Origin of the sequence: Geodermatophilus tzadiensis, from assembly GCF_003002915.1 — a bacterium.
GTDB classification, from domain to species: domain Bacteria; phylum Actinomycetota; class Actinomycetes; order Mycobacteriales; family Geodermatophilaceae; genus Geodermatophilus; species Geodermatophilus tzadiensis.
The window spans coordinates 1-20,842 of record NZ_PVTG01000001.1 but is presented as its reverse complement, the minus strand read 5'-3'; the positions used below and the strand labels follow the sequence as shown (position 1 = coordinate 20,842).

Annotated in this window: 16 protein-coding genes; 12 read left to right on the top strand and 4 right to left on the bottom strand. The window is 75.4% G+C overall.

From position 1 onward, the window contains the following. The first annotated feature begins 55 nt into the window (after positions 1–55). From LY71_RS00080 to LY71_RS00065, 4 genes are all read left to right on the top strand, one after another. Complete coding sequence (locus LY71_RS00080; RefSeq protein WP_106274970.1) at positions 56–1,222, top strand: ABC transporter substrate-binding protein; 1,167 nt, start codon at positions 56–58, stop codon at positions 1,220–1,222. Positions 1,223–1,359: 137 nt separating this feature from the next. Continuing rightward, positions 1,360–2,133 (top strand): ABC transporter permease, encoded by a 774-nt coding sequence (locus LY71_RS00075; RefSeq protein ID WP_245887555.1) that lies wholly within the window; start codon positions 1,360–1,362, stop codon positions 2,131–2,133. After that, positions 2,130–3,044: an ABC transporter permease subunit gene (locus tag LY71_RS00070; RefSeq protein WP_245887554.1), complete on the top strand. Its 915-nt coding sequence runs from the start codon at positions 2,130–2,132 to the stop codon at positions 3,042–3,044. The genes LY71_RS00075 and LY71_RS00070 overlap by 4 nt, the downstream gene beginning before the upstream one ends. Continuing rightward, positions 3,041–4,129, top strand: coding sequence for an ABC transporter ATP-binding protein (locus tag LY71_RS00065; RefSeq protein ID WP_106274969.1), 1,089 nt, complete (start codon positions 3,041–3,043; stop codon positions 4,127–4,129). The genes LY71_RS00070 and LY71_RS00065 overlap by 4 nt, the downstream gene beginning before the upstream one ends. 3 nt (positions 4,130–4,132) lie before the next feature. Here LY71_RS00065 and LY71_RS00060 read toward each other — a convergent pair whose 3' ends face one another. Continuing rightward, complete coding sequence (locus tag LY71_RS00060) at positions 4,133–6,277, bottom strand: serine/threonine-protein kinase (protein ID WP_106274968.1); 2,145 nt, start codon at positions 6,275–6,277, stop codon at positions 4,133–4,135. Between the two features lie 211 nt (positions 6,278–6,488). Between LY71_RS00060 and cds1 the strand changes: the two genes are divergently transcribed. The 3 genes from cds1 (at position 6,489) to LY71_RS00045 (ending at position 9,505) form a co-directional block, all read left to right on the top strand. Further along, positions 6,489–7,604, top strand: a complete 1,116-nt coding sequence (gene cds1 / locus LY71_RS00055) for an L-cysteine desulfhydrase Cds1 (protein WP_106274967.1) — start codon at positions 6,489–6,491, stop codon at positions 7,602–7,604. A 117-nt stretch (positions 7,605–7,721) separates the two neighbouring features. Continuing rightward, on the top strand, positions 7,722–8,501 hold the full coding sequence (locus tag LY71_RS00050) for an electron transfer flavoprotein subunit beta/FixA family protein (RefSeq protein ID WP_106274966.1): 780 nt from the start codon (positions 7,722–7,724) through the stop codon (positions 8,499–8,501). 38 nt (positions 8,502–8,539) lie between these two features. Then, on the top strand, positions 8,540–9,505 hold the full coding sequence (locus LY71_RS00045; RefSeq protein ID WP_106274965.1) for an electron transfer flavoprotein subunit alpha/FixB family protein: 966 nt from the start codon (positions 8,540–8,542) through the stop codon (positions 9,503–9,505). A 76-nt stretch (positions 9,506–9,581) separates the two neighbouring features. Here LY71_RS00045 and LY71_RS00040 read toward each other — a convergent pair whose 3' ends face one another. Continuing rightward, positions 9,582–11,555, bottom strand: coding sequence for an FHA domain-containing protein (locus LY71_RS00040; RefSeq protein ID WP_106274964.1), 1,974 nt, complete (start codon positions 11,553–11,555; stop codon positions 9,582–9,584). 163 nt (positions 11,556–11,718) lie between these two features. Here LY71_RS00040 and LY71_RS00035 point away from each other — a divergent pair, with 163 nt between their 5' ends. From LY71_RS00035 to ligA, 5 genes are all read left to right on the top strand, one after another. Then, complete coding sequence (locus LY71_RS00035) at positions 11,719–12,909, top strand: cysteine desulfurase family protein (protein WP_106274963.1); 1,191 nt, start codon at positions 11,719–11,721, stop codon at positions 12,907–12,909. Beyond that, a complete protein-coding gene (mnmA, locus tag LY71_RS00030) occupies positions 12,909–13,976 on the top strand; it encodes a tRNA 2-thiouridine(34) synthase MnmA (RefSeq protein WP_106274962.1) in 1,068 nt (355 codons plus the stop codon). The genes LY71_RS00035 and mnmA overlap by 1 nt, the downstream gene beginning before the upstream one ends. Positions 13,977–14,132: 156 nt before the next feature. Then, positions 14,133–16,022 carry a bifunctional metallophosphatase/5'-nucleotidase gene (locus LY71_RS00025; RefSeq protein ID WP_106274961.1) on the top strand — a complete coding sequence of 630 codons (1,890 nt, stop codon included), beginning with the start codon at positions 14,133–14,135 and terminating at the stop codon, positions 16,020–16,022. A gap of 42 nt (positions 16,023–16,064) precedes the next feature. Next, a complete protein-coding gene (locus tag LY71_RS00020) occupies positions 16,065–17,105 on the top strand; it encodes a methionine synthase (protein ID WP_106274960.1) in 1,041 nt (346 codons plus the stop codon). Positions 17,106–17,162: 57 nt separating this feature from the next. Continuing rightward, on the top strand, positions 17,163–19,352 hold the full coding sequence (ligA, locus tag LY71_RS00015; RefSeq protein ID WP_106274959.1) for an NAD-dependent DNA ligase LigA: 2,190 nt from the start codon (positions 17,163–17,165) through the stop codon (positions 19,350–19,352). Positions 19,353–19,395: 43 nt separating this feature from the next. On the opposite strand, the gene LY71_RS00010 is transcribed toward ligA, so the two are convergent. Both LY71_RS00010 and LY71_RS23260 read right to left on the bottom strand, forming a co-directional pair. After that, positions 19,396–19,731 carry a nuclear transport factor 2 family protein gene (locus LY71_RS00010; protein WP_106274958.1) on the bottom strand — a complete coding sequence of 112 codons (336 nt, stop codon included), beginning with the start codon at positions 19,729–19,731 and terminating at the stop codon, positions 19,396–19,398. 106 nt (positions 19,732–19,837) lie between these two features. Then, a partial coding sequence (locus tag LY71_RS23260; RefSeq protein WP_170121166.1) for an HNH endonuclease signature motif containing protein occupies positions 19,838–20,842 on the bottom strand: 1,005 nt, incomplete at its 5' end.

The following is a 20,842-nucleotide window of genomic DNA, read 5'->3' as shown; positions in this document are numbered from 1 at the left end:
GCACCGGCCCCGCCGGGCGGGGGGAGACCCGGACCGCTCGTCGAGGAGGACGCCCGTGCGACGCCCTGCCACCCCCACCCTGAGGACCGCGGCCGCCCTGGCCGCCGCGGGCCTCGTCCTGTCGGCCTGCGGCGGCGGTGACGGCGGCTCCGGCGGTGGCTCCGGCGGCGGGTCCGGCGGCTCGGACGCGGCGGGCGCCACCTCCGCCGAGGACCTCGGCGGCATGGACGCCCTCGTCGAGGCCGCGCAGGCCGAGGGCGAGCTCAACGTCATCGCGCTGCCGCCGGACTGGGCGAACTACGGCGAGATCATCTCCACCTTCGAGGAGGAGTACGGGATCACCGTCAACAGCGCCTCGCCCGACGGCTCCAGCCAGGACGAGCTCAACGCCGTCGAGAGCCAGCGCGGCCAGGACCGCGCGCCCGACGTCCTCGACCTGGGCACCGCCTTCGCCCGCCAGGCGCAGGCCCAGGACCTGCTGGCCCCCTACCAGGTGGAGACGTGGGACGACATCCCCGAGGGCCAGAAGGACCCGGAGGGCCACTGGTACAACGACTACGGCGGCTACGTCTCGATCGGCTGCAACGCCACGGTCATCACCGAGTGCCCGGCCAGCTTCGCCGACCTGCTCGACCCGCAGTACGCCGGCCAGGTCGCCCTCAACGGCAACCCGACCGCGGCCGCCGCCGCCTTCGCCGGCGTCTGGGCCGCGTCGCTGGCCAACGGCGGCAGCCTCGACGACATCGGCCCGGGCATCGACTTCTTCGCCCAGGTCAAGGAGGTCGGCAACTTCAACCCGGTGGAGATCACGCCGGCCACCATCCAGAGCGGCGAGACGCCGCTGGCCATCGACTGGGACTACAACAACGCCGCCCTGACCGACACGCTCGCCGGGCAGGGCGTCGAGTGGCAGGTCGCCGTCCCCTCCGACGGGCTGTTCGGCGGCTACTACAGCCAGGCGATCAGCGCCTACGCGCCGCACCCGGCCGCGGCCCGGCTGTGGCAGGAGTTCCTCTACAGCGACCAGGGCCAGAACCTCTACCTCGCCGGCGGCGCCCGGCCGGTGCGGCTGCCCGCGATGGAGGAGGCCGGCACCGTCGACGCCGAGGCGCTGGCCGCCCTGCCGCCGGTCGAGGGCACCGCGGACTTCCCGACCCAGGAGCAGGAGAGCGCCGCCCAGCAGGTGGTCGCGACCCGCTGGAACCAGGAGATCTCCGGCTGAGCACCGTCGTCCCGGCTCCCGCGCCGGCGTCCCCCCGGGGGCGCCGGCGCGGCGGTCCGCTGCCCGGGCTGGGCCCGGTCCTGGGGATCGTCCCGTTCCTGCTCTACGTCGCGGTCTTCCTGCTGCTGCCCGTCGGCGTGCTGACCGTGGAGGCCTTCCGCGCGGTCGACCCGGTGACCTTCGAGGAGTCGTGGTCGGCGGGCAACATCGGCACGATCACCGGCGGCGCCTACGCCCGCGCCTACCTCGGCAGCCTGCAGCTGTCGGCGGTCACCGCGGTCCTCGGCGCCGTCCTCGGGCTGGCGCTGGCCCTCGCGATCGTGCGCAGCCGCCGCGCCACCCTGCTGCGCCGCCTGGTGCTCACCGCCTCCGGCGTGCTGGCCAACTTCGGTGGCGTGCCGCTGGCCTTCGCCTTCCTCGCCACCATCGGCAACGCCGGCGTGGTCACCGCGGTGCTCACCGGCCCGCTCGGCCTCGACGGCTTCTCGCTGTACTCGATGACCGGCCTGGCGGTGGTCTACCTCTACTTCCTGATCCCGCTGATGGTGCTGACCATCGTCCCGGCGCTGGAGGCGCTGCGCCCGCAGTGGCGGGAGGCCTCCGACGTGCTCGGCGCCAGTGGCTGGCAGTACTGGCGGTACGTGGGCGGCCCCGTCCTCGCCCCGCCGGTGCTGGGCGCGACGATGCTGCTGTTCGCGTCGGCGTTCGCCGCCTACGCCACCGCGAGGGCGCTCGTCGGCAGCAGCGTGCCGCTGGTGACGCTGCAGATCGCCGACTCACTGTCGAGCAACGTCGTCGTCGGCGCGGAGAACCTCGGCAAGGCGCTCGCACTGGGCATGGTCGTGCTCGTCGGGCTGGTGATGGCCTTCTACACCTGGGTGCAGCGGCGGACCTCGCGGTGGCTGGCGTGAGCGCCACCACCGGACCGGCGACGTCGACCGGCCTGTCCACCGCGGCGGTCGCCGGTGCCGGCGGGGTCGAGCCGGAGACACCGGCCGCCCCGGCCCGCGGCGGCCGCGGCCGGTGGCGCTGGGCCGTGTTCGCCGTCCTCGGGGTGTACTTCCTCGTGCCGCTGGGCGCCTCGGTGTGGTTCACCGTGCGCGACCGGGCGCGGGGCGGGGTCAGCGCCGACGTCTACGCGGGCATCCCGACGGCGGAGGGCTTCGCGGAGAACTTCGGGCGCTCGCTCGCCCTCGGCGTGCTCACCGTGCTCATCGCCCTGTTGCTGGTGGTGCCCACCGTCGTCGTGGTGGAGCTGCGGCTGCCGCGGCTGCGGCCGCTGGTCGAGCTGCTGACCCTCGTGCCGCTGCTGCTGCCGCCGATCGCGCTGGTGGTCGGCGTCCGCAGCGTGCTCGCGTGGGCGCCCGAGTACTTCTTCCGCACCCCGCTGGCCGAGGCGTTCTTCGCCCTCCAGGAGCCGACGCTGCCGTGGATCCTGGTGCTGGTCTACGTCGTGCTCGCGCTGCCGTTCGTCTACCGGGCCCTCGACGCCGGCGTCCGCGGCGCGCAGCTGCGCACGCTGACCGAGGCCGCTCGGGTGCTGGGTGCCTCGTGGCCGCGGGTGATGACGTCGGTGGTGCTGCCGGTGCTGCGCACGTCGGTGCTCAACGCCTCCTTCCTCACCCTGGCGCTGGTGCTCGGCGAGTTCACCGTCGCCAACATCCTGGGCTTCGAGACCTTCCCCACCTGGATCGTGCGGATCTCCGGCTCGCAGCCGCAGCTGTCGGTCGCCGTCTCGGTGCTCTCCCTGCTGCTCACCTGGGCGCTGTTGCTGCTCATCTCCGCGCTGGACCGCCGGCGCCGCGAGGAGGACCCCGCATGACCGCCGTCCGCCCGGCCGCCCCCGCCGACCTGCGGGAGGCGCCCGGCGTCGCCGTCCGGCTGGAGGGGCTGACCCGCCGCTACGGCTCGGTGCTCGCCCTCGACGGGCTGGACCTGGAGATCGCCGGCGGGGAGTTCCTCGCGCTGCTCGGGCCCTCGGGCTGCGGCAAGACGACGGCGCTGCGGGCGATCGCCGGCTTCGAGGTCCCCGACTCCGGGCGGGTGTGGTTCGACCGCCGCGACGTCACCGGGCTCCCGCCGTCCCGGCGTGACGTGGGCATGGTGTTCCAGGCCTACAGCCTCTTCCCGAACATGACCGTGGCCGACAACGTCGCCTACGGGCTGCGGGTGCGCCGCCGGGACCGGGCCGAGCGGGCCGGGCGGGCCGCCGAGCTGCTGGAGCTGGTCGGGCTGGCCGACCGCGGGAGCCGCTATCCCCACCAGCTGTCGGGCGGCCAGCAGCAGCGGGTGGCCCTGGCCCGCGCGCTCGCCGTCGCCCCGCAGGTGCTGCTGCTCGACGAGCCGCTGTCGGCGCTCGACGCCCAGGTGCGGGTGCAGCTGCGGGAGGAGATCCGCCGCATCCAGCTGGAGCTGGGCACCACCACCGTCTTCGTCACCCACGACCAGGCCGAGGCCCTGTCGGTGGCCGACCGGGTCGGCGTCATGCGGGACGGCCGGCTGGAGCAGGTGGCCTCGCCCGACGAGCTCTACGAGCGCCCCGCGACGGCGTTCGTGGCCGGCTTCGTGGGCACGATGAACCGCATCCCCGCCGTCCTCGGCGACGGCGACGTCGAGTTCCTCGGCGTGCGCCGGGAGGTGCTCGGCGGCGCGCTCCCGGCCGGGCCGGCGTTCGCGCTGGTGCGCCCGGAGGCGCTGGTGGTGGCGGCCGACCCGGAGGGCGGCGGCCGGGTGGTCACCCGCACGTTCTCCGGCGCCACCACCCGGCTGGCGGTCGCGCTGCCCGACGGGCTGGAGGTGACCGCCGACGTCCCCAGCGCCGACAGCCTCGACCTCACCCCGGGGACGGCGGTCAGCGTCACCCCCGCCGAGCGTCCCGCGCTGGTCGAGCCGGCCGCCGCCGACTGAGCCTCACGCGGTGAGCTGGTAGACGACCACGGTGGCGTCGTTGAGGTTGGTGACGTACGCCCGCCGGCCGTCCGGGGACACCGCGACGCTGGTCGGCCCGTCCCCGGTGACGGGGTTGGCGGTCACCTCGAGGGTCTGCGCGTCGACGACCGACATCGTGTCGGACTCCACGTCGGCGGTGTAGAACCGGCGGCCGTCGGGCGCCCACGAGACGTCCTGCGGGCGCGTGCCGACCGGGCCGCTGTCGAGCACCGTGTCGGTGGCGGTGTCGACGAGGAACGCCTCGCTGCTGTCGAAGGCCACCACCGCGACCCGGCTGCCGTCGGGCGAGAGGGCGACGCTGTGGGGCGCGACCCCGGCGGGGAGCTCCGCCACCACCCGGCCGCCGTCGGCCAGGTCCAGCACGGAGAGCACGCCGGACTCGTGGTTGGCGGTCCAGGCGCGCCGGCCGTCGGCGGAGACGGCGATCCAGTGCGGGTTCTCCGCGACGGCGTAGGAGCCGACCGCCTCGCCGGTGGTGGTGTCGACCACCTGCACCCGGCCCTCGTTGTGCAGGGGGACGTAGAGCAGCCGCCCGTCGGGCGAGGTCGCCGGCGCGTACGGGCGCAGCCCCACCTCGACCGTCTGCAGGACCGCGTTGGTCGTGGTGTCCACGAAGACGACGGCGTGCACCGAGTTCGGGTCGTCGTACACCGTGACGTAGGCGCGGCTGCCGTCCGGCGAGAAGGTGATGAACTGCGGCGGGCCGGCGTCGATGCGGATCTGCGACGAGACCGTCCGCGAGGTCAGGTCGAGCACGCTGATGACGCCCTGCGTCCGGTGGGCGATGTAGGCGTAGCGCCCGTCGGGGGCGACGGCGAGGAAGCCCGGCGTCGGCGGCACCGCGATGGGGTCGCCCAGCTGGGTGGGGACGGCGAGGCTGGCCGGCGGGGGAGCGGCCGACGTGGGCGGCGGCGCGGTCCCCTCGGGCGCGAGGGTGCTCTCCGGCGTGCCCTCCGCCGTGCCGTCGGCCGGGCCGGCCGTGTCCCCACCCCCGCCGTCCCAGGGCCACAGCAGGGCACCGACCCCCGCGGCGACCAGGACGAGCACCAGCGCGGTCACCAGCGCGACCCGCCGGCCCCGGCGACGCGGCTGCGCGGACGGCACCGGACCGCAGGGCGGCGGGAGCGGGGGCCGGCCCCCGGGCAGCTGCTGCACGGAGCTGTGCGCGCCGTCCCCGGAGTGCACGCCCAGCACCGTGGGCGGGGCGGACAGCACCGGCGAGGTGGTCCGGGACGGGACGGCGGTGTCGGGCGGCGGGGCGGCTCCCGCGGCGGTCGCCGCGGCCGGGACCGTCCGCAGGGCGGCGCGGGCGGCGTCGACGAGGGCGTGCGGCGTGGGGTAGCGGTCCTCGGGGCGCTTGGCCATGCCCTTGCTGATCACCTCGTCCATGGCCTCGGGGACCCCGGCGACCAGCTCGCTCGGCCGCGGCGGGTCGACGTAGAGGTGGGCGTAGAGCAGCGCCGGCAGGTCCTCGCCGCGGAAGGGACGGCGCCCGGTCAGGCACTGGGCCAGGACGCAGGCGAGCGAGTAGACGTCGACCCGGCCGTCGATCGGCTGGTCGGTGAAGCGCTCGGGCGCCATGTAGTCCAGCGTCCCGACCGTCGCGCCGGTGATCGTCAGCGACGTCCGCGTGCTGCCGATGGAGCGGGCGATGCCGAAGTCGACGACGTAGACGAAGTCGCTCGGCGTGACCAGGACGTTGCTCGGCTTGACGTCGCGGTGCACGAGGCCGTCGGCGTGCGCGGCCTCCAGGGCGTCGGCGACCTGCGCGAGCAGCGCCACGGTCCGCTCCGGCGCCAGCGGCCCCTCCTCGAGCAGCCGGCCGAGGTCGCGGCCGTCGACCAGCCGCATGTCGATGAACAGCCGGCCGTCGATCTCCCCGTAGTCGTGGATGGGGACGACGTGCGGCTCGCGCAGCCGGGCGGCGACGTGCGACTCGCGGCGGAACCGGCCGGCGAACTCGGCGTCGCGGTTGAGGGCCTCCGGCAGCAGCTTGAGGGCCACCAGCCGCTCCCGGCGGGTGTCGCGGGCGCGCCACACCTCGCCCATGCCACCGGTGCCGAGCAGCTCCTCGAGGACGTAGGGGCCGAACTCTCGGGGGCACATGGCGGCTCCTCAGCGGGCCGGCCGTGGTGCCGCGGGCCGGACGGTCAGGGCGGGTGGCGGCGGGGAGCGTAGGCAGCGGCGGTGTCCGCACGGCCCGGCCGGCGTCCCCGCGCGGACCCGGCGCGGAGGCTCCACGTCGTGCCCCGCCGCAGCGCAGTCCCGTGGCGACACAGCGTGCCGGGCCCGCGCGGCGGTGCACCAGACTGGCCCGGTGAGCCAGCCCGCCGCGACCACCGCCGCCGACGTCGACCGCTCCGACCCCGCCGGCCGGGCCTGGCTGGACCGCGCGGTGGCCGCCGTCGAGGCCGACTCGGTGCGCAGCGCCGACACCCACCTGCTGGTCTACCCGCTGCCCCCGGAGTGGGGCGTCGACCTCTACCTCAAGGACGAGTCGACGCACCCGACGGGCAGCCTCAAGCACCGGCTGGCGCGCTCGCTGTTCCTGCACGCGCTGTGCTCGGGCTGGATCACCGAGGGGAGCACCGTCGTCGAGGCCTCGAGCGGGTCGACGGCGGTCAGCGAGGCCTACTTCGCGCGGATGCTCGGCCTGCCCTTCGTCGCGGTCATGCCCGCCTCGACCAGCCGGCAGAAGATCGCGCTGATCGAGCGGTACGACGGCCGCTGCCACCTGGTCGAGCGCGCCGCCGACGTCTACGACGAGGCCCGCCGGCTGGCCGCGGAGACCGGGGGGCACTACCTCGACCAGTTCACCCACGCCGAGCGGGCCACCGACTGGCGCGGCAACAACACCATCGCCGAGTCGGTGTTCGAGCAGCTGGCCCTGGAGCGCCACCCGGTGCCCGAGTGGGTGGTGGTCGGCGCGGGCACCGGCGGCACCAGCGCCACCTTCGGCCGCTACCTGCGCTTCCGGCGGCACCCGACCCGGCTGGCCGTGGTCGACCCGGAGGGCTCGGCGTTCTTCCCCGGCTGGGCGGCCGGCGACCCGGAGTGGACGACGGGGACGCCGTCGCGGATCGAGGGCATCGGCCGGCCGCGGGTGGAGCCGTCGTTCCTGCCCTCGGTGGTCGACCGGATGTTCCGCGTGCCCGACGCCGCCTCGCTGGCGGCCACCCGCCACCTGGAGCGGGTGACCGGGCGGCGGGCCGGCGGCTCGACCGGCACCAACCTGTGGGGCGCGTTCCGGCTGGTCGCCGAGATGCGCGCCGAGGGGCGCACCGGCAGCGTCGTCACCCTGCTCTGCGACGGCGGCGAGCGGTACGCCGACACGTACTTCGCCGACGAGTGGGTGGCCGCGCGCGGCCTGGACCTGGCGCCCGCCACGGCGGTGCTGGAGGAGTTCACCGCCACCGGCCGCTGGACGGCGTGACCGCCGTCACGCGCACCCGGGCACGCGGGTCCGTTACCCCGCAGTAACCTCCACTATCGGAGCCAGGCGGGCCGCGGCCCGCGTCCCCCATGACCGATCGCGGAGGTAGGTCTGGCGATGAACATCGTCGTTCTGGTCAAGCAGGTACCCGACTCCGGCACCCAGCGCTCGCTGGACCCGTCGGACAACACCGTCGCCCGCGCCACCGCGGACAACGTCATCAACGAGATCGACGAGTACGCCATCGAGGAGGCGCTGCAGGTCAAGGCGGCCCAGGGCGGCGAGGTCACCATCCTCACCGTCGGCCCCGCCTCGGCGACCGACGCCATCCGCAAGGCGCTGTCGATGGGTGCGGACAAGGCCGTGCACGTGACCGACGACGCCATCCACGGCTCGTGCGCGATCCAGACCTCGGCGATCCTGGCCGCGGCGCTGCAGCAGCTGGAGTACGACCTGGTGCTGATGGGCGCGACGTCCACCGACGGGCAGGTCGCCGTCATGCCGGCGCTGCTGTCCGAGCGCCTGGGCATCCCGCAGCTGTCGGGCGCGCAGAAGCTCACCGTCGAGGGCTCCACGGTGAAGGTCGAGCGGCAGACCGACGGCGGCTTCTGGGCGCTGGAGGCGCCGCTGCCGGCGATCGTGTCCACCTGGGACACCATCAACGAGCCGCGCTACCCCTCCTTCAAGGGGATCATGGCCGCCAAGAAGAAGCCGGTCACGACCCTGACCCTCGCCGACCTCGGCATCGACCCCGCCACCGTCGGCCTGGCCACCGCCACCAGCGCGGTCGTGGACGTCACCGGCCGCCCGCCCAAGGGCGAGGGCGTCAAGGTCACCGACGAGGGCGACGGCGCCCAGAAGCTCGTGGGCTACCTCGTCGAGCAGAAGCTCGTCTGACCGGCCGGCGAACGCAGCGAAGAGGAGACTGAACACCCATGGCAGAGGTCCTGGTCCTCGTCGAGCTGAACCCGGCCGACGGCACCGTCCGCAAGGGCACCCTGGAGGCGCTGACCGCCGCGCGTGCGCTCGGTGAGGTCTCGGCGGTCGTCGCCGGCGGCCCCGGCGTCGCCGCCGGCGCCCGCGACCGGCTCGCCGAGTACGGCGCGAGCAAGGTCTACGTCGCCGAGTCCCCGGAGATCGACGAGTACCTCGTCGCCCCCAAGGCCGAGGTGCTCGCGCAGCTCGTGGCGCAGGTGTCGCCCGTCGCCGTCGTCATCCCCTCCTCCCCGGAGGGCCGCGAGGTCGCCGGCCGGCTGGCGCTCAAGACCGGCAGCGGCTTCCTCACCGACGTCACCGAGATCGCGCCCGACGGCACCGCCACCCAGGTGGTCTTCGCCGGCGCGCAGATCGTCCACTCGAGGGTCACGACCGGCACGCCGATCTACACGCTGCGCGGCAACTCGGTCACCCCCGAGCCGGCGCCGGCCGCCGGTGAGCAGGTGCCGGTCGAGGTCAGCCTGTCCGAGCAGGCCAAGCAGACCCGCGTGGTCGACAAGGTCGTCGAGCAGAAGAGCAACCGTCCGGAGCTCACCGAGGCGGCGATCGTGGTCTCCGGTGGCCGCGGCGTGGCCAGCGCGGAGAACTTCTCGATCATCGAGGGCCTGGCCGACTCCCTCGGTGCCGCCGTCGGCGCCTCGCGGGCGGCGGTCGACTCCGGCTTCTACCCGCACAGCTTCCAGGTCGGGCAGACGGGCAAGACCGTCTCGCCGCAGCTCTACATCGCCGTCGGCATCTCCGGTGCCATCCAGCACCGCGCCGGCATGCAGACGTCCAAGACCATCGTGGCCGTCAACAAGGACCCCGAGGCCCCGATCTTCGAGCTGGCCGACTTCGGCGTCGTCGGCGACCTGTTCACCGTCGTCCCCGCCGCCACCGAGCAGATCGCCGCCCGCCGGGGCTGAGCGCCCCGCACGACGGTCCTCCAGGCGCCGGTCCCCGTCCGCGGGGGCCGGCGCCTGCGCGCGGTGCGGGCGGTCCTCAGGCGCGGGGGCCCTGCGCCGGGTCCCGCGGCGCCGTCTCGCGGGGTCGCGGCCCGGGCAGCGGCGCGGCGGCCGGCCGGTCCCCGCTCACGCGCCGGGTGACGCGATCCGCCGGCTGGGCCGGGACCGCCGCCGGCTCGGGCTCGGGCAGCAGCCAGCCGACGTCGACCTCCTCGCCGCCGACGTTCGCGGTGTCCCAGGACCCGCTCACCGCCAGCGTGTGCAGCGTCGGGCCGCTCAGCGGCTCGAGCTGCGCGCGCAGCGCCGCGTCGTCGGGGAGCCCGGGCAGGCGGGACTCCAGCCGGGCCCGGTTCTGCCGGAGCCGCTGCAGCAGCGCCTCGGTGTCGGTGGCCCGGTCGTGGGCGCCCTGCTCGCCCTCGGCGATGCCCTGTGCGATCTGGCCCTTGATGGTCCGCGCCCGCCCGGTGGCGTCGATGGTCACCATCTGCCGCCACGCGCGCGTCTTGTGCCGGTACTGCAGCATCGCCATCACCGCCTCGTGCCGGACGAAGTCGGCGTCGCGCAGCGGCCTGCCGTGCCACACGGTGGCCAGGGTGCGGGCCAGCGAGATGGCCGACGCCAGGCCGCTGTTGAGCCCGCGTCCGGGCCAGAAGTGGATCGCGTTGCCCGCGTCGCCGAGCAGGCAGGCGAAGGTCCCCGGCGTGGTGCGGGTGGGCGGGAGGAGCTGGGCGGTGAACCGGGGTCGCTGCACCATGTCCAGCCGGAACCCGGTCACCGCGGTCAGGTCGTCCTCGGGGACGCCGAAGAGCCGCAGTCCCTCCTGCACCCGGGTCCACAGCGCCGAGCCCCGCAGCAGCGCGGGCAGGAAGAACGTGTGGTGGGTCTCGCACATGAACTCGCCGTCGGGCTGGCGCTCCAGCACGCAGGGGGCGGACTGGATGCAGGCGGTGAACACCTGCCGGACCGGGTTGATCCCGACCGCCTCCTGCGCCTCCTGGTCGGTCAGCCGCATGTTGAGGAACCCCTCACCGCGCAGCGAGTTGAGCAGGAAGCGGTTCTGCGACACGGTGAGCAGCACGGCCGTGGGGTCGGGCAGTCCGGAGCGCACCCGCAGCCCCAGGACCATGTCCGACACGTGCTCGCCGTCGACGGAGTACATCGAGGTGTCCGCCGCCCCGAACCGGTCGGCGAGGTGCTCGCGGGTGCGCGAGCGGCCGCCCTCGCAGACCGCCAGCACGTGCTGCTGCGCCAGGTCGTCGCGGGCCGCGTCGACGTCGAACCGCTCCGGGACCAGGGTGATCCGCTCGGACCGCTCACCGGCGAGGTCGAGCAGGGTGTCCTCGATGAACCGGACCGGGGTGTTGCGGGGCCCCGCGCCCTCGATGGAGTCCGGGCCGACCGGCCACATCTCCGACCAGTTCTCCCGCGAGGCGAACAGCCGGTCCTGGACGTGCGGCGGCAGCCGCAGGTACTGGCGGCTCTGCAGGGTGACGACCTGCTCGCGGCGCACGTTGCCCTTCTCGTAGCCGCTCCACTCGACCCGGTCGCCGACCTGCGTCCAGCGGCGGTCGTGGAGCCGGACCGCCACCCGCGGCCCCATGAGGTGGTCCAGCAGCAGGGCCAGGGTGAGCCCGACCGGGCCGCCGCCGGTGATCGTCACCCGCAGGACGTCGGGGGACCCGCCGGCGAGGTCGCCGACCGGGCCGACCAGGGTGGCCGACTCCCAGGTCTCGAAGCGGAACACCTCGTCACCGATCCGGACCTCGTCGCCGGGCTCGAGGGTGTGGACGCCGACCTGGACGCCGTTCACCCAGGTGCCGTTGTCGCTGTCCTGGTCGGCGAGGACGTAGCCGGCGCCCTCCCGGCGCACCTCCGCGTGCACCCGCGAGGCGAACCGGCTGGTGAGGACGATGTCGTTGGTGTCCCCGCGCCCCAGCGTGACCGGGTTGCGGCCGAGCGGGAACCGCTGGCCCTCCAGCTGGCCCTGGACTGCGACGAGTGCGGTGATCATGGCATCCGGCTCCCGCCCGAGTGATCCCGTGCCGCGGCGGCCGGTGGTCCTCACCGCAGACCGCGCCGCGGTCCACGGTGGGGCGTGCGCCGGGGGGTGTCAACGGCCGCCGGCGTCCGCCGGCGCGCCGGGCGGTCCGGTCAGGCGCGTCTAACCTTGACCGGTGACCTACCTCGACCACGCGGCGACCACCCCGGTGCTGCCCGAGGTCCTCGCTGCCGTGACCGAGCAGATGGGCCGCGTGGGCAACGCCTCGTCGCTGCACGCCGGCGGCCGCGCCGCCCGCCGCGCCGCCGAGCAGGCCCGCGAGCGGCTGGCCGAGGCGCTGGGCGCCCGCCCGTCGGAGGTGCTGTTCACCGGCGGCGGCACGGAGAGCGACAACCTCGCGCTCAAGGGCCTGTACTGGGCCCGCCGGGAGGCCGACTCGCGCCGCCGGCGGCTGGTGGTCAGCCCGGCCGAGCACCACGCCGTCCTCGACAGCGCCGAGTGGCTGGCCAAGCACGAGGGCGCCGAGGTCACCTGGCTGCGGCTGGAGCCCAGCGGCCGGGTCACGCCCGAGGCGCTCGCCGAGGCGCTCGGCGACGGGTCCGACGTCGCGGTGGCCAGCGTCATGTGGGCCAACAACGAGATCGGCACGGTGAGCGACGTCGCCGCGCTCGCCGCGGTCGCCCACGCCGCCGGGGTGCCGCTGCACACCGACGCGGTGCAGGCCGTCGGCCAGGTGCCGGTCGACTTCGCCGCCAGCGGCGTCGACGCGCTCACCCTGACCGGGCACAAGCTCGGCGGCCCGATGGGTGCCGGGGCACTGCTGCTGCGGCGCGACGCGGAGTGCACGCCGCTGCTGCACGGCGGCGGCCAGGAGCGGGACGTCCGGTCGGGCACCCTCGACGTGCCCGTCATCGTCGGGCTGGCCGTGGCCGCCACCGCCGCCGTCACCGGCCGGGAGGAGCGGGCCGGCCGGCTGGCCGCGCTGCGCGACCGGCTGGTGGCCGGCGTGCTCGAGCAGGTGCCCGACGCGCAGCTCAACGGCGCGCCCCTGGACGACGTCGTAGCCGGCGGGCCGGGCCGGCTGCCCGGCAACGCGCACCTGTCCTTCCCCGGCGCCGAGGGCGACGCGCTGCTCATGCTGCTCGACGCCCGCGGCATCGAGTGCTCCACCGGCTCGGCCTGCAGCGCCGGCGTGGCGCGGCCCAGCCACGTGCTCACCGCCGTCGGCGCCGACGCCGCCCGCGCCCGCAGCTCCCTGCGCTTCAGCCTGGGGCACACCTCCACCGACGCGGACGTCGACGCCCTGCTGGCCGTGATCGGGCCGGTGGTCGAGCGCGCCCGGTCCGCCGGGATGGGGCGCCGCTGATGCGGGTGCTCGCCGCGATGAGCGGGGGCGTGGACTCCGCGGTGGCCGCCGCGCTGGCCGTCGACGCCGGGCACGACGTCACCGGCGTGCACCTGGCGCTCTCCCCGGACCGGCAGACCCTGCGCAGCGGCGCCCGCGGCTGCTGCAGCGTGGAGGACGCGCACGACGCCCGCCGGGTGGCCGACGAGCTGGGGATCCCGTTCTACGTCTGGGACCTCGCCGACCGGTTCCGCGAGGACGTCGTCGAGGACTTCGTCGCCGAGTACGCGGCCGGGCGCACCCCCAACCCGTGCCTGCGCTGCAACGAGCGGATCAAGTTCACCGCGGTGCTCGACCGCGCCCGCGCACTGGGCTTCGACGCCGTCGTCACCGGCCACCACGCCCGGCTGGCCGACGGGCGGCTGCGCCGGTCGGTCGACGCGGCCAAGGACCAGTCCTACGTGCTCGGCGTGCTCACCGCCGAGCAACTGGCGGGGGCGCGGTTCCCGCTGGGGTCGATGACCAAGGAGCGGGTGCGCGCGATCGCCGCCGAGCGCGGCTTCGCCGTGGCGACCAAGCCCGACTCGCACGACGTCTGCTTCATCCCCGACGGCGACACCCGCGGCTTCCTCACCCGCCGGCTGGGCACCGCGCCGGGGCCGGTGGTCGACGCCGCCACCGGCACCACCGTGGGCAGCCACGAGGGCACCCACGGGTTCACCGTCGGCCAGCGGCGCGGGCTGGGCCTGGCGGTGGGCGACCAGCGGCCGCGCTACGTGCTGTCCATCGAGCCGGTCACCCGCACGGTCACCGTCGGGACGGCGGAGCTGACCGGCGTCGACGTCGTCCGCACCGGGCCGCCGACCTGGACCGGGCCCGCGCCGGCGCTGCCGCTGCGCGCGGAGGTGCAGCTGCGCGCCCACGGCACCCCGGTGGGCTGCACGGTGGAGGCCGCGCCCGACGGCGGGCTGGTGCTCACGCTGGCGCGGACGGAGCGCGGCGTGGCCCCGGGGCAGTCGGCCGTGCTCTACGCGCCGGACCCGGTGCACGGCGACCTGGTGCTCGGTCAGGCGCCGGTCGCGCGCTGACCCCCGGAGGTCACCGGGACGTCGTCCGGCGGACCTGGTGCCGGACGGGTCCGTTCCCTAGCGTGTGCGGCGAGCCACTGTCTGAGCACTTGCTGTGTCGCTCGGCTCGCGACCGCCGGTCCCGGTGGTCGGGTCCGCACGTCCTCGGAGGACTCCGTGCGCAGAACGCGCTCCACGCTGGCCACCGCCGCTGCGCTGGCCACCACCGCCGGCATCCTGGCCGCCCCGGCCGCCCCGGCCGCCCAGGCCGCACCGGGGGACGGCAGCGGCGGCCTGCCGGTCCAGCTCGTCGCCATGAACGACTTCCACGGCCGGATCAGCACGCAGACCGGCGGCGACGGCGAACTGGTGACCTCGCCCGGACCCGACGGCGACTACGCCACCGCCGGCGACAACGTCGTGGAGGAGGTCGGTGGCGCGGCGAACGTGGCCACCACCCTCGCCGATCTCCGCGAGGACTGGGGTGGCCCGGCCGAGAACAGTCTCTTCGTCGGCGCCGGTGACCTGGTCAGCGCCTCGCCGTTCACCTCCAGCGTCTTCGAGGACGAGCCGACCATCGAGGTGCTCAACGCCCTCGGCCTGGACCTCTCCGCGGTCGGCAACCACGAGTTCGACCGCGGCCAGGACGAGCTGTACCGCATCTCCGGCGCCACGGACGGGCAGTTCTCCGACGACGTCGAGGCGTGCGAGGGCATCACCCCCGGCGTCGACGGCTGCTTCGGCGAGGGCGAGCACGCCTTCGAGGGCGCGCAGTTCCCCTACCTGGCGGCCAACGTGACCGACACGGCCACCGGCGAGCCGGTCCTCCCGCCGTACGAGATCGTCCGGACCACCGGCAACCGCGAGCTCGGGCTGATCGGCGTGGTCACCGAGGACACCGAGAACATCGTCGCGGCCGCGGGCATCGCCGGCCTGGCGTTCGGCGACGAGGCCGAGGCGGTCAACCACTACGCCGCCGAGCTGCAGGGCGAGGGCGTCGAGGCGATCGTCGTCGTGGTCCACGAGGGGGGCACCCAGGGTGCCGGCGGCGGCTACGACCGCTGCGTCGGCGACATGGCGGGCACGCCGATCGGGGACATCAACGCCGCCGTCGACGCGTCGGTCGACGTCATCGTCAGCGCGCACACCCACGTGCCCTACGACTGCGTGCTGCCCGACCCGGCCGGCGAGCCGCGGCTGGTCACCCAGGCCGGCTTCTACGGCAAGGCGCTCACCGACATCCGCTTCCGGCTCGGCAGTGACGGCGACGTCGTCCGCGAGACCGCCACCGCCACCAACGTGCCCGTCCGCCGGACCGCTGCCGACCCGGCGGTCCAGGCGATCGTCGGCTACTGGGAGGCCCGCGCCGCCGAGGCGGGCGACGTGCCGGTCGGGACGCAGACCGCCGACCTGGACCGGGCCCACCGCTCGGGCGCCCCGGTCCGCGACTCGGAGTCGTCGCTGGGCAACCTGGTCGCCGACGCCCAGCTCGCCGCCGTCCCCGGCGCCCAGGTGGCGTTCATGAACCCCGGTGGACTGCGCGCCGACATCGACTGTGCGTCGGGCACGCCGGCCGGGACCATCACCTACGCCGAGACCTTCGCCGTCCAGCCGTTCAGCAACACGGTGAACAGCGTGCAGCTGACCGGGGCGGGCATCGAGCAGGTGCTCGAGCAGCAGTGGGCCACCCGGAGCGGCTCGCCGAGCTTCCTGCAGCTGTCGGTGTCGGGTCTGACCTACTCCTTCGACCCCCGCCTGCCGGAGGGCGACCGGATCGACCCGGCCACGATCCGCGTCGGTGGTCAGCCGCTTGACCTCGGCGCCTCCTACACGGTGGTGGCGAACTCCTTCCTCATCGAGGGCGGGGACAGCTTCGGCGCCTTCCGCACCGGCCGGGTGCCGAACGCGACCGCGGTTCCCGGGCCCAACGACGTCGACGCCTTCAACGCCCACCTCGACGCCCAGCCCGGTGCGGTCTTCCCGCCGGCGCTCGACCGCGCCGTGTCGCTCGACCCGGCACAGCCGTTCGACGACGACCTGTCCGGTCGGGGGCCCTGCACCGTCTGACCCCCGGAGGTGCCACGGCGGCGCCGGACTACCGTCGCCGCCGTGGCCTCCCCGACCGAGCCCGGCACCCAGCCCGGCACCGAGAACTCCGACCCGAGGCCGGCTCCCGCACCGTGGGGGCCGGCCTCGGGCGTCGGGTCCCTGCCCGGCACCGACCCGGCCGAGGCCCTGCGCGTCGTCCTCGGTGAGCTGCCCGGCCTGCCGCACCTGCCCGAGCTGCCCGCGCGGGGCGCCGGCGCCGACCTGGTCGGCCGCAGCGCGGCGCTGCTGGTCGACCTCGCCGTCGACCTGACGCCGGCCGGCTGGCGGCTGGTGCCGCGCGGCGGGATCGACCTGCGCCGGGCCCAGGAGTTCCTGCTGCGCGACCTCGACGCCGTGCACGAGGTCGCGGGCACCCACGACGGCCCGTTCAAGGTGCAGGCCGCGGGGCCGTGGACGCTCGCCGCCGCGCTGGAGCGCGAGCGCGGCGAGCGGGCGGTCGTCGACCCCGGCGCGCGCCGCGACCTGGGGCAGTCGCTGGCCGAGGGGATCGCCGCCCACGTCGCCGACGTCGCGGCCCGCGTGCCCGGCGCACGGGTGGTCGTGCAGCTCGACGAGCCGTCGCTGCCCGCCGTGCTGCAGGGGTCGCTGCCGACGGCGAGCGGCTTCGGCCGGCTGGCCGCCGTCGAGGCGGCCGTCGTGCAGGCCGAGCTCGCCGCGGTCGTCGAGGCGCTGCCCGGGCCGGTCGTCGTCCACTGCTGCGCCTCCCGCGCGCCGCTGGACCTGCTGCGGGCCGCCGGTGCCGGCGCGCTGTCGTTCGACCTGGGCCTGGTGCAGGACCTCGACGCGCTCGGGGCCGCCGTCGAGGCCGGCACGCACCTGCTGCCCGGCGTCGTCCCCGGTACCGATGCGCCGCTGCCGGCGCCGAAGGCGACCGCCTCGCGGCTGCAGGGCTGGTGGCGCGAGCTCGGGTTCGCCGCCGACGCGCTGCACGAGGCGGTCACGCTGACGCCCGCGTGCGGGCTGGCCGGGGCGAGCCCCGCGTACGCCCGGGCGGCGATGACCCACGTGCGCGAGGCCGCGAGGTACCTGGTCCCGGAGTGATCCCGATCGGGTGAGCACGCCGGGTGTCGCGTCGGACCCGCCGGATACCGTCGGGCCGTGAGCACCGACGCAGCCGAGGTCGACGTCCCGCAGGTCGACGCCGTGGTCGACCGGGCCGACGTCACCGAGGTCCCCGACGACGCGCGGACCCGGCACCGCGACCTCTCCGAGGAGCTCGACCGCTACGCGTTCGCCTACTACGTGCAGGACGCGCCGCTGGTCAGCGACGGCCAGTACGACGAGCTCATGGGCGAGCTCAAGGCGATCGAGGCCGCCCACCCGGCGCTGGTCACGCCCGACTCGCCGAGCCAGAAGGTCAACGGCGGGTTCACCGCCACCTTCGCCCCGGTGCGGCACCTGGAGCGGATGCAGAGCCTGGACAACGCGTTCACCAGCGACGAGCTGTCCGCCTGGGCCGGCCGGGTGGAGCGCGAGGTCGGTGCCGCGGCGGTGTACCTGTGCGAGCTGAAGGTGGACGGCGTCGCCGTCGACCTGGTCTACGAGCAGGGCCGGCTGGTCCGCGCCGCCACCCGCGGGGACGGCGTCACGGGGGAGGACGTCACGGCCAACGTGCGCACGATGGACGACGTCCCGCAGCAGCTCAGCGGCGAACCCGGCGACGGCACCGTCCCGCCGCTGCTGGAGGTGCGCGGCGAGATCTACTTCCCGGTCGCCGGCTTCGCCGACGTGAACGCCGGTCTGGTCGAGCAGGGCAAGGCGCCGTTCGCCAACCCGCGCAACGCCGCCGCGGGCTCGCTGCGGCAGAAGGACCCGCGGGTCACCGCCTCGCGGCCGCTGCGGTTGGTCGTGCACGGCCTCGGCGCCCGGGAGGGCTTCACGCCGGAGCGGCAGTCGGCGGCCTACGCCGGGCTGCGGGCGCTGGGCCTGCCGGTCAGCGACCGCTTCGAGGTCGTCGAGGACCTCGAGGGCGTGCGGGCCTACATCGAGCGCTACCGCGAGCAGCGGCACTCGGTGGAGCACGAGATCGACGGCGTGGTGGTCAAGGTCGACCAGGTGGCGCTGCAGCGCCGGCTCGGGTCCACCTCGCGCGCACCGCGGTGGGCGATCGCGTTCAAGTACCCGCCGGAGGAGGCCACCACCAAGCTGCTCGACATCCGGGTCAACGTCGGGCGCACCGGGCGGGTGACCCCGTTCGCCTACATGGAGCCGGTCAAGGTGGCCGGCTCGACGGTGCAGCTGGCCACGCTGCACAACGCCAGCGAGGTCCAGCGCAAGGGCGTGCTCATCGGCGACACGGTCGTCATCCGCAAGGCCGGCGACGTGATCCCCGAGGTGCTCGGCCCGGTGGTCGCCGCCCGCACCGGCGACGAGCGGCCGTTCGAGATGCCCACGCACTGCCCGGAGTGCGGCACGGAGCTGCGGCACGAGAAGGAGGGCGACGCCGACATCCGGTGCCCCAACGCCCGGTCCTGCCCGGCCCAGTTGCGGGAGCGGGTGTTCCACGTCGCCGGCCGCGGTGCCTTCGACGTCGAGGCGCTCGGCTACGAGACGGCGATCGCGCTGCTGCAGGCGCAGCTCATCGAGGACGAGGGCGACCTGTTCACCCTGGACGAGGAGAAGCTGGCGCGGTCGCCGTTCTTCACGCGCAAGAAGGACGCCGGGCTGACCGCCAACGCGCTCAAGCTGCTGGCCAACCTGCAGCGCCGCAAGGACGTCCCGCTGTGGCGGGTGCTGGTCGCCCTCTCCATCCGGCACGTCGGCCCGACGGCGGCCCAGGCGCTGGCCCGCGACTTCCGCTCGCTCGACCGGATCGCCGGTGCCGGTGAGGAGGAGCTGGCCGCGGCCGACGGGGTCGGTCCGACGATCGCGCGGTCGGTGCTCGACTGGTTCGACGTCGACTGGCACCGCGGGGTGGTGGAGAAGTGGCGGGCCGCCGGGGTGCGGATGGCCGACGAGGGCGAGGACGCCGGGCCGGGGCCGCTGACCGGGGTCACCGTCGTCGTCACCGGGTCGCTGCGCGACTTCAGCCGCGACCAGGCCATCGCGGCGATCCAGGAGCGCGGCGGCAAGGTCACCGGCTCGGTGTCGAAGAAGACCGGCTTCGTGGTTGTCGGTGCCGACCCGGGCAGCAAGTACGACAAGGCCGTGCAGGCCAAGGTGCCGATCCTCGACGACGACGGCTTCCGCGTGCTGCTCGAGGAGGGCCCCGACGCGGCCCGCGCGGTGGCGACGATCGGCGACGGCAGCGAGCCGGCGCCGGCCGCGCAGGAGCCGGCGGGCGAGTGACGCGCGGAGCCCTGATCGCGTGCGGTGCGCGTGCGGGAGCCCGTCAGGACCGGTGGTTGGCCCAACGCCGGAGGTGGCCGTCCTCGAACTCGAGGACGGCGACGAACAGGACCTCCACGGGAGCGCCGCCATCGGCCGGCGTCCCCGTCCAGCGGTAGCGCGCGACCTCGACGCCCTCCGCGACCCAGCACTCGAGCAGCTCCATCCGCCGGTCCGGGAAGCGCTCGAGCACCTGCCGCATGAGCGCCTCGTGAGCTGCCGCGCCGTCGACGGCACCGAGGAAGGGGTCCGAGTAGCGGTAGTCGGCGGTCGTGTCGGCCACCAGCTCGTCGACCCGCCCGTCGTTGAAGGCATCCACCATCGACGCGAACCTGCTCATCCCGGAGATGCTGGCCCGCTCCCCGCGCCTTCGGGAGGACCGGCGCTGCCCCAGCGGGATGCCCGACCAGGCCGTCGTGCACCGTCCTCCGTCCGGCCGCCCTCGGTCAGTAGGGCGGTGGGGTGGTCGTGGCGGTGAGGCCGGTGGGGGTGGTGACGGTCAGGGTGCCGTCGGGGCTGAGCCGGTGGGTCCAGCCGGGTGCCTGGTGTTTGCCGCGGTGGTGGCGGGTGCAGAAGCCGGCGAGGTTGGCGGCCGACGTCTGCCCATCGGGCCAGGGGACGGCGTGGTCGAGTTCGCCGCCGTGTGGGACGTGGCGGCGGCAGCCGGGGAAGCGGCAGCGGCGGTCGCGGGCGCGCACGTGCCGATCGAGGGCGGCGGCCGGGCGGTAGCCGTCGGTCGTCGGTGGTGTCTGCAGGCCGGTGCCGGTGCGGGCGGTGCGGCGCAGCGCGGGCAGGTCGGTGAGGGCGAGCAGGGCGCCGGTGAGCGCGTCGGTGACGGCGAGGCGCGGCCGGTCGGCCAGTCCGCCGCCGCCGGTGCGGTCCAGCAGGGCGGCCAGTGCCGCGCGGTGCTCGCCGGTGGTGGCGGACAGTGCGCCGAGCGCGTCGGCGGCGGCGGTGGCCCGCCCGGCCGGGGTGTGCTGCCAGGTGGTCTCGTCGGCGGTGTCGGCGCGCTCGGCGGTGGCGACCAGCCGGCCGGCGTGTCCGATCGCCTGCTGGGCGGCCAGCAGCGCGGTCCCGGCGTCGGCGACGGCGCGATCGGCCCGCGTCCACCAGCCTTCGTCGGCACCAGCCGATCCGTTGACGCGTGGCGGCGGGCTGTCATCGACGCCCGGGGTGCGGATTGGCGGCGGGTCGTCAAACCCCTCGTCGGGCGGGGGACCGTCCACGGTGAACCACCGCAGGAGTTCCTCGTCGGTCACCAGGTCGGGGACCGGATCGGGATCGGGCTCGTGCTCCCCGGCCAGCAGGCGGCGTTCGCACTCGGTCCACCAGCGCTCCAGTTCCTGCTGCTCCCGAGCCTCCCAGCCGAGATCGGGTGCGCCCGGGTCGACGGCAGCACCCGGCTCCGGATCGGGAACGGCGGCACCGGTGAGGGCAGCGAGCAGCGCGCG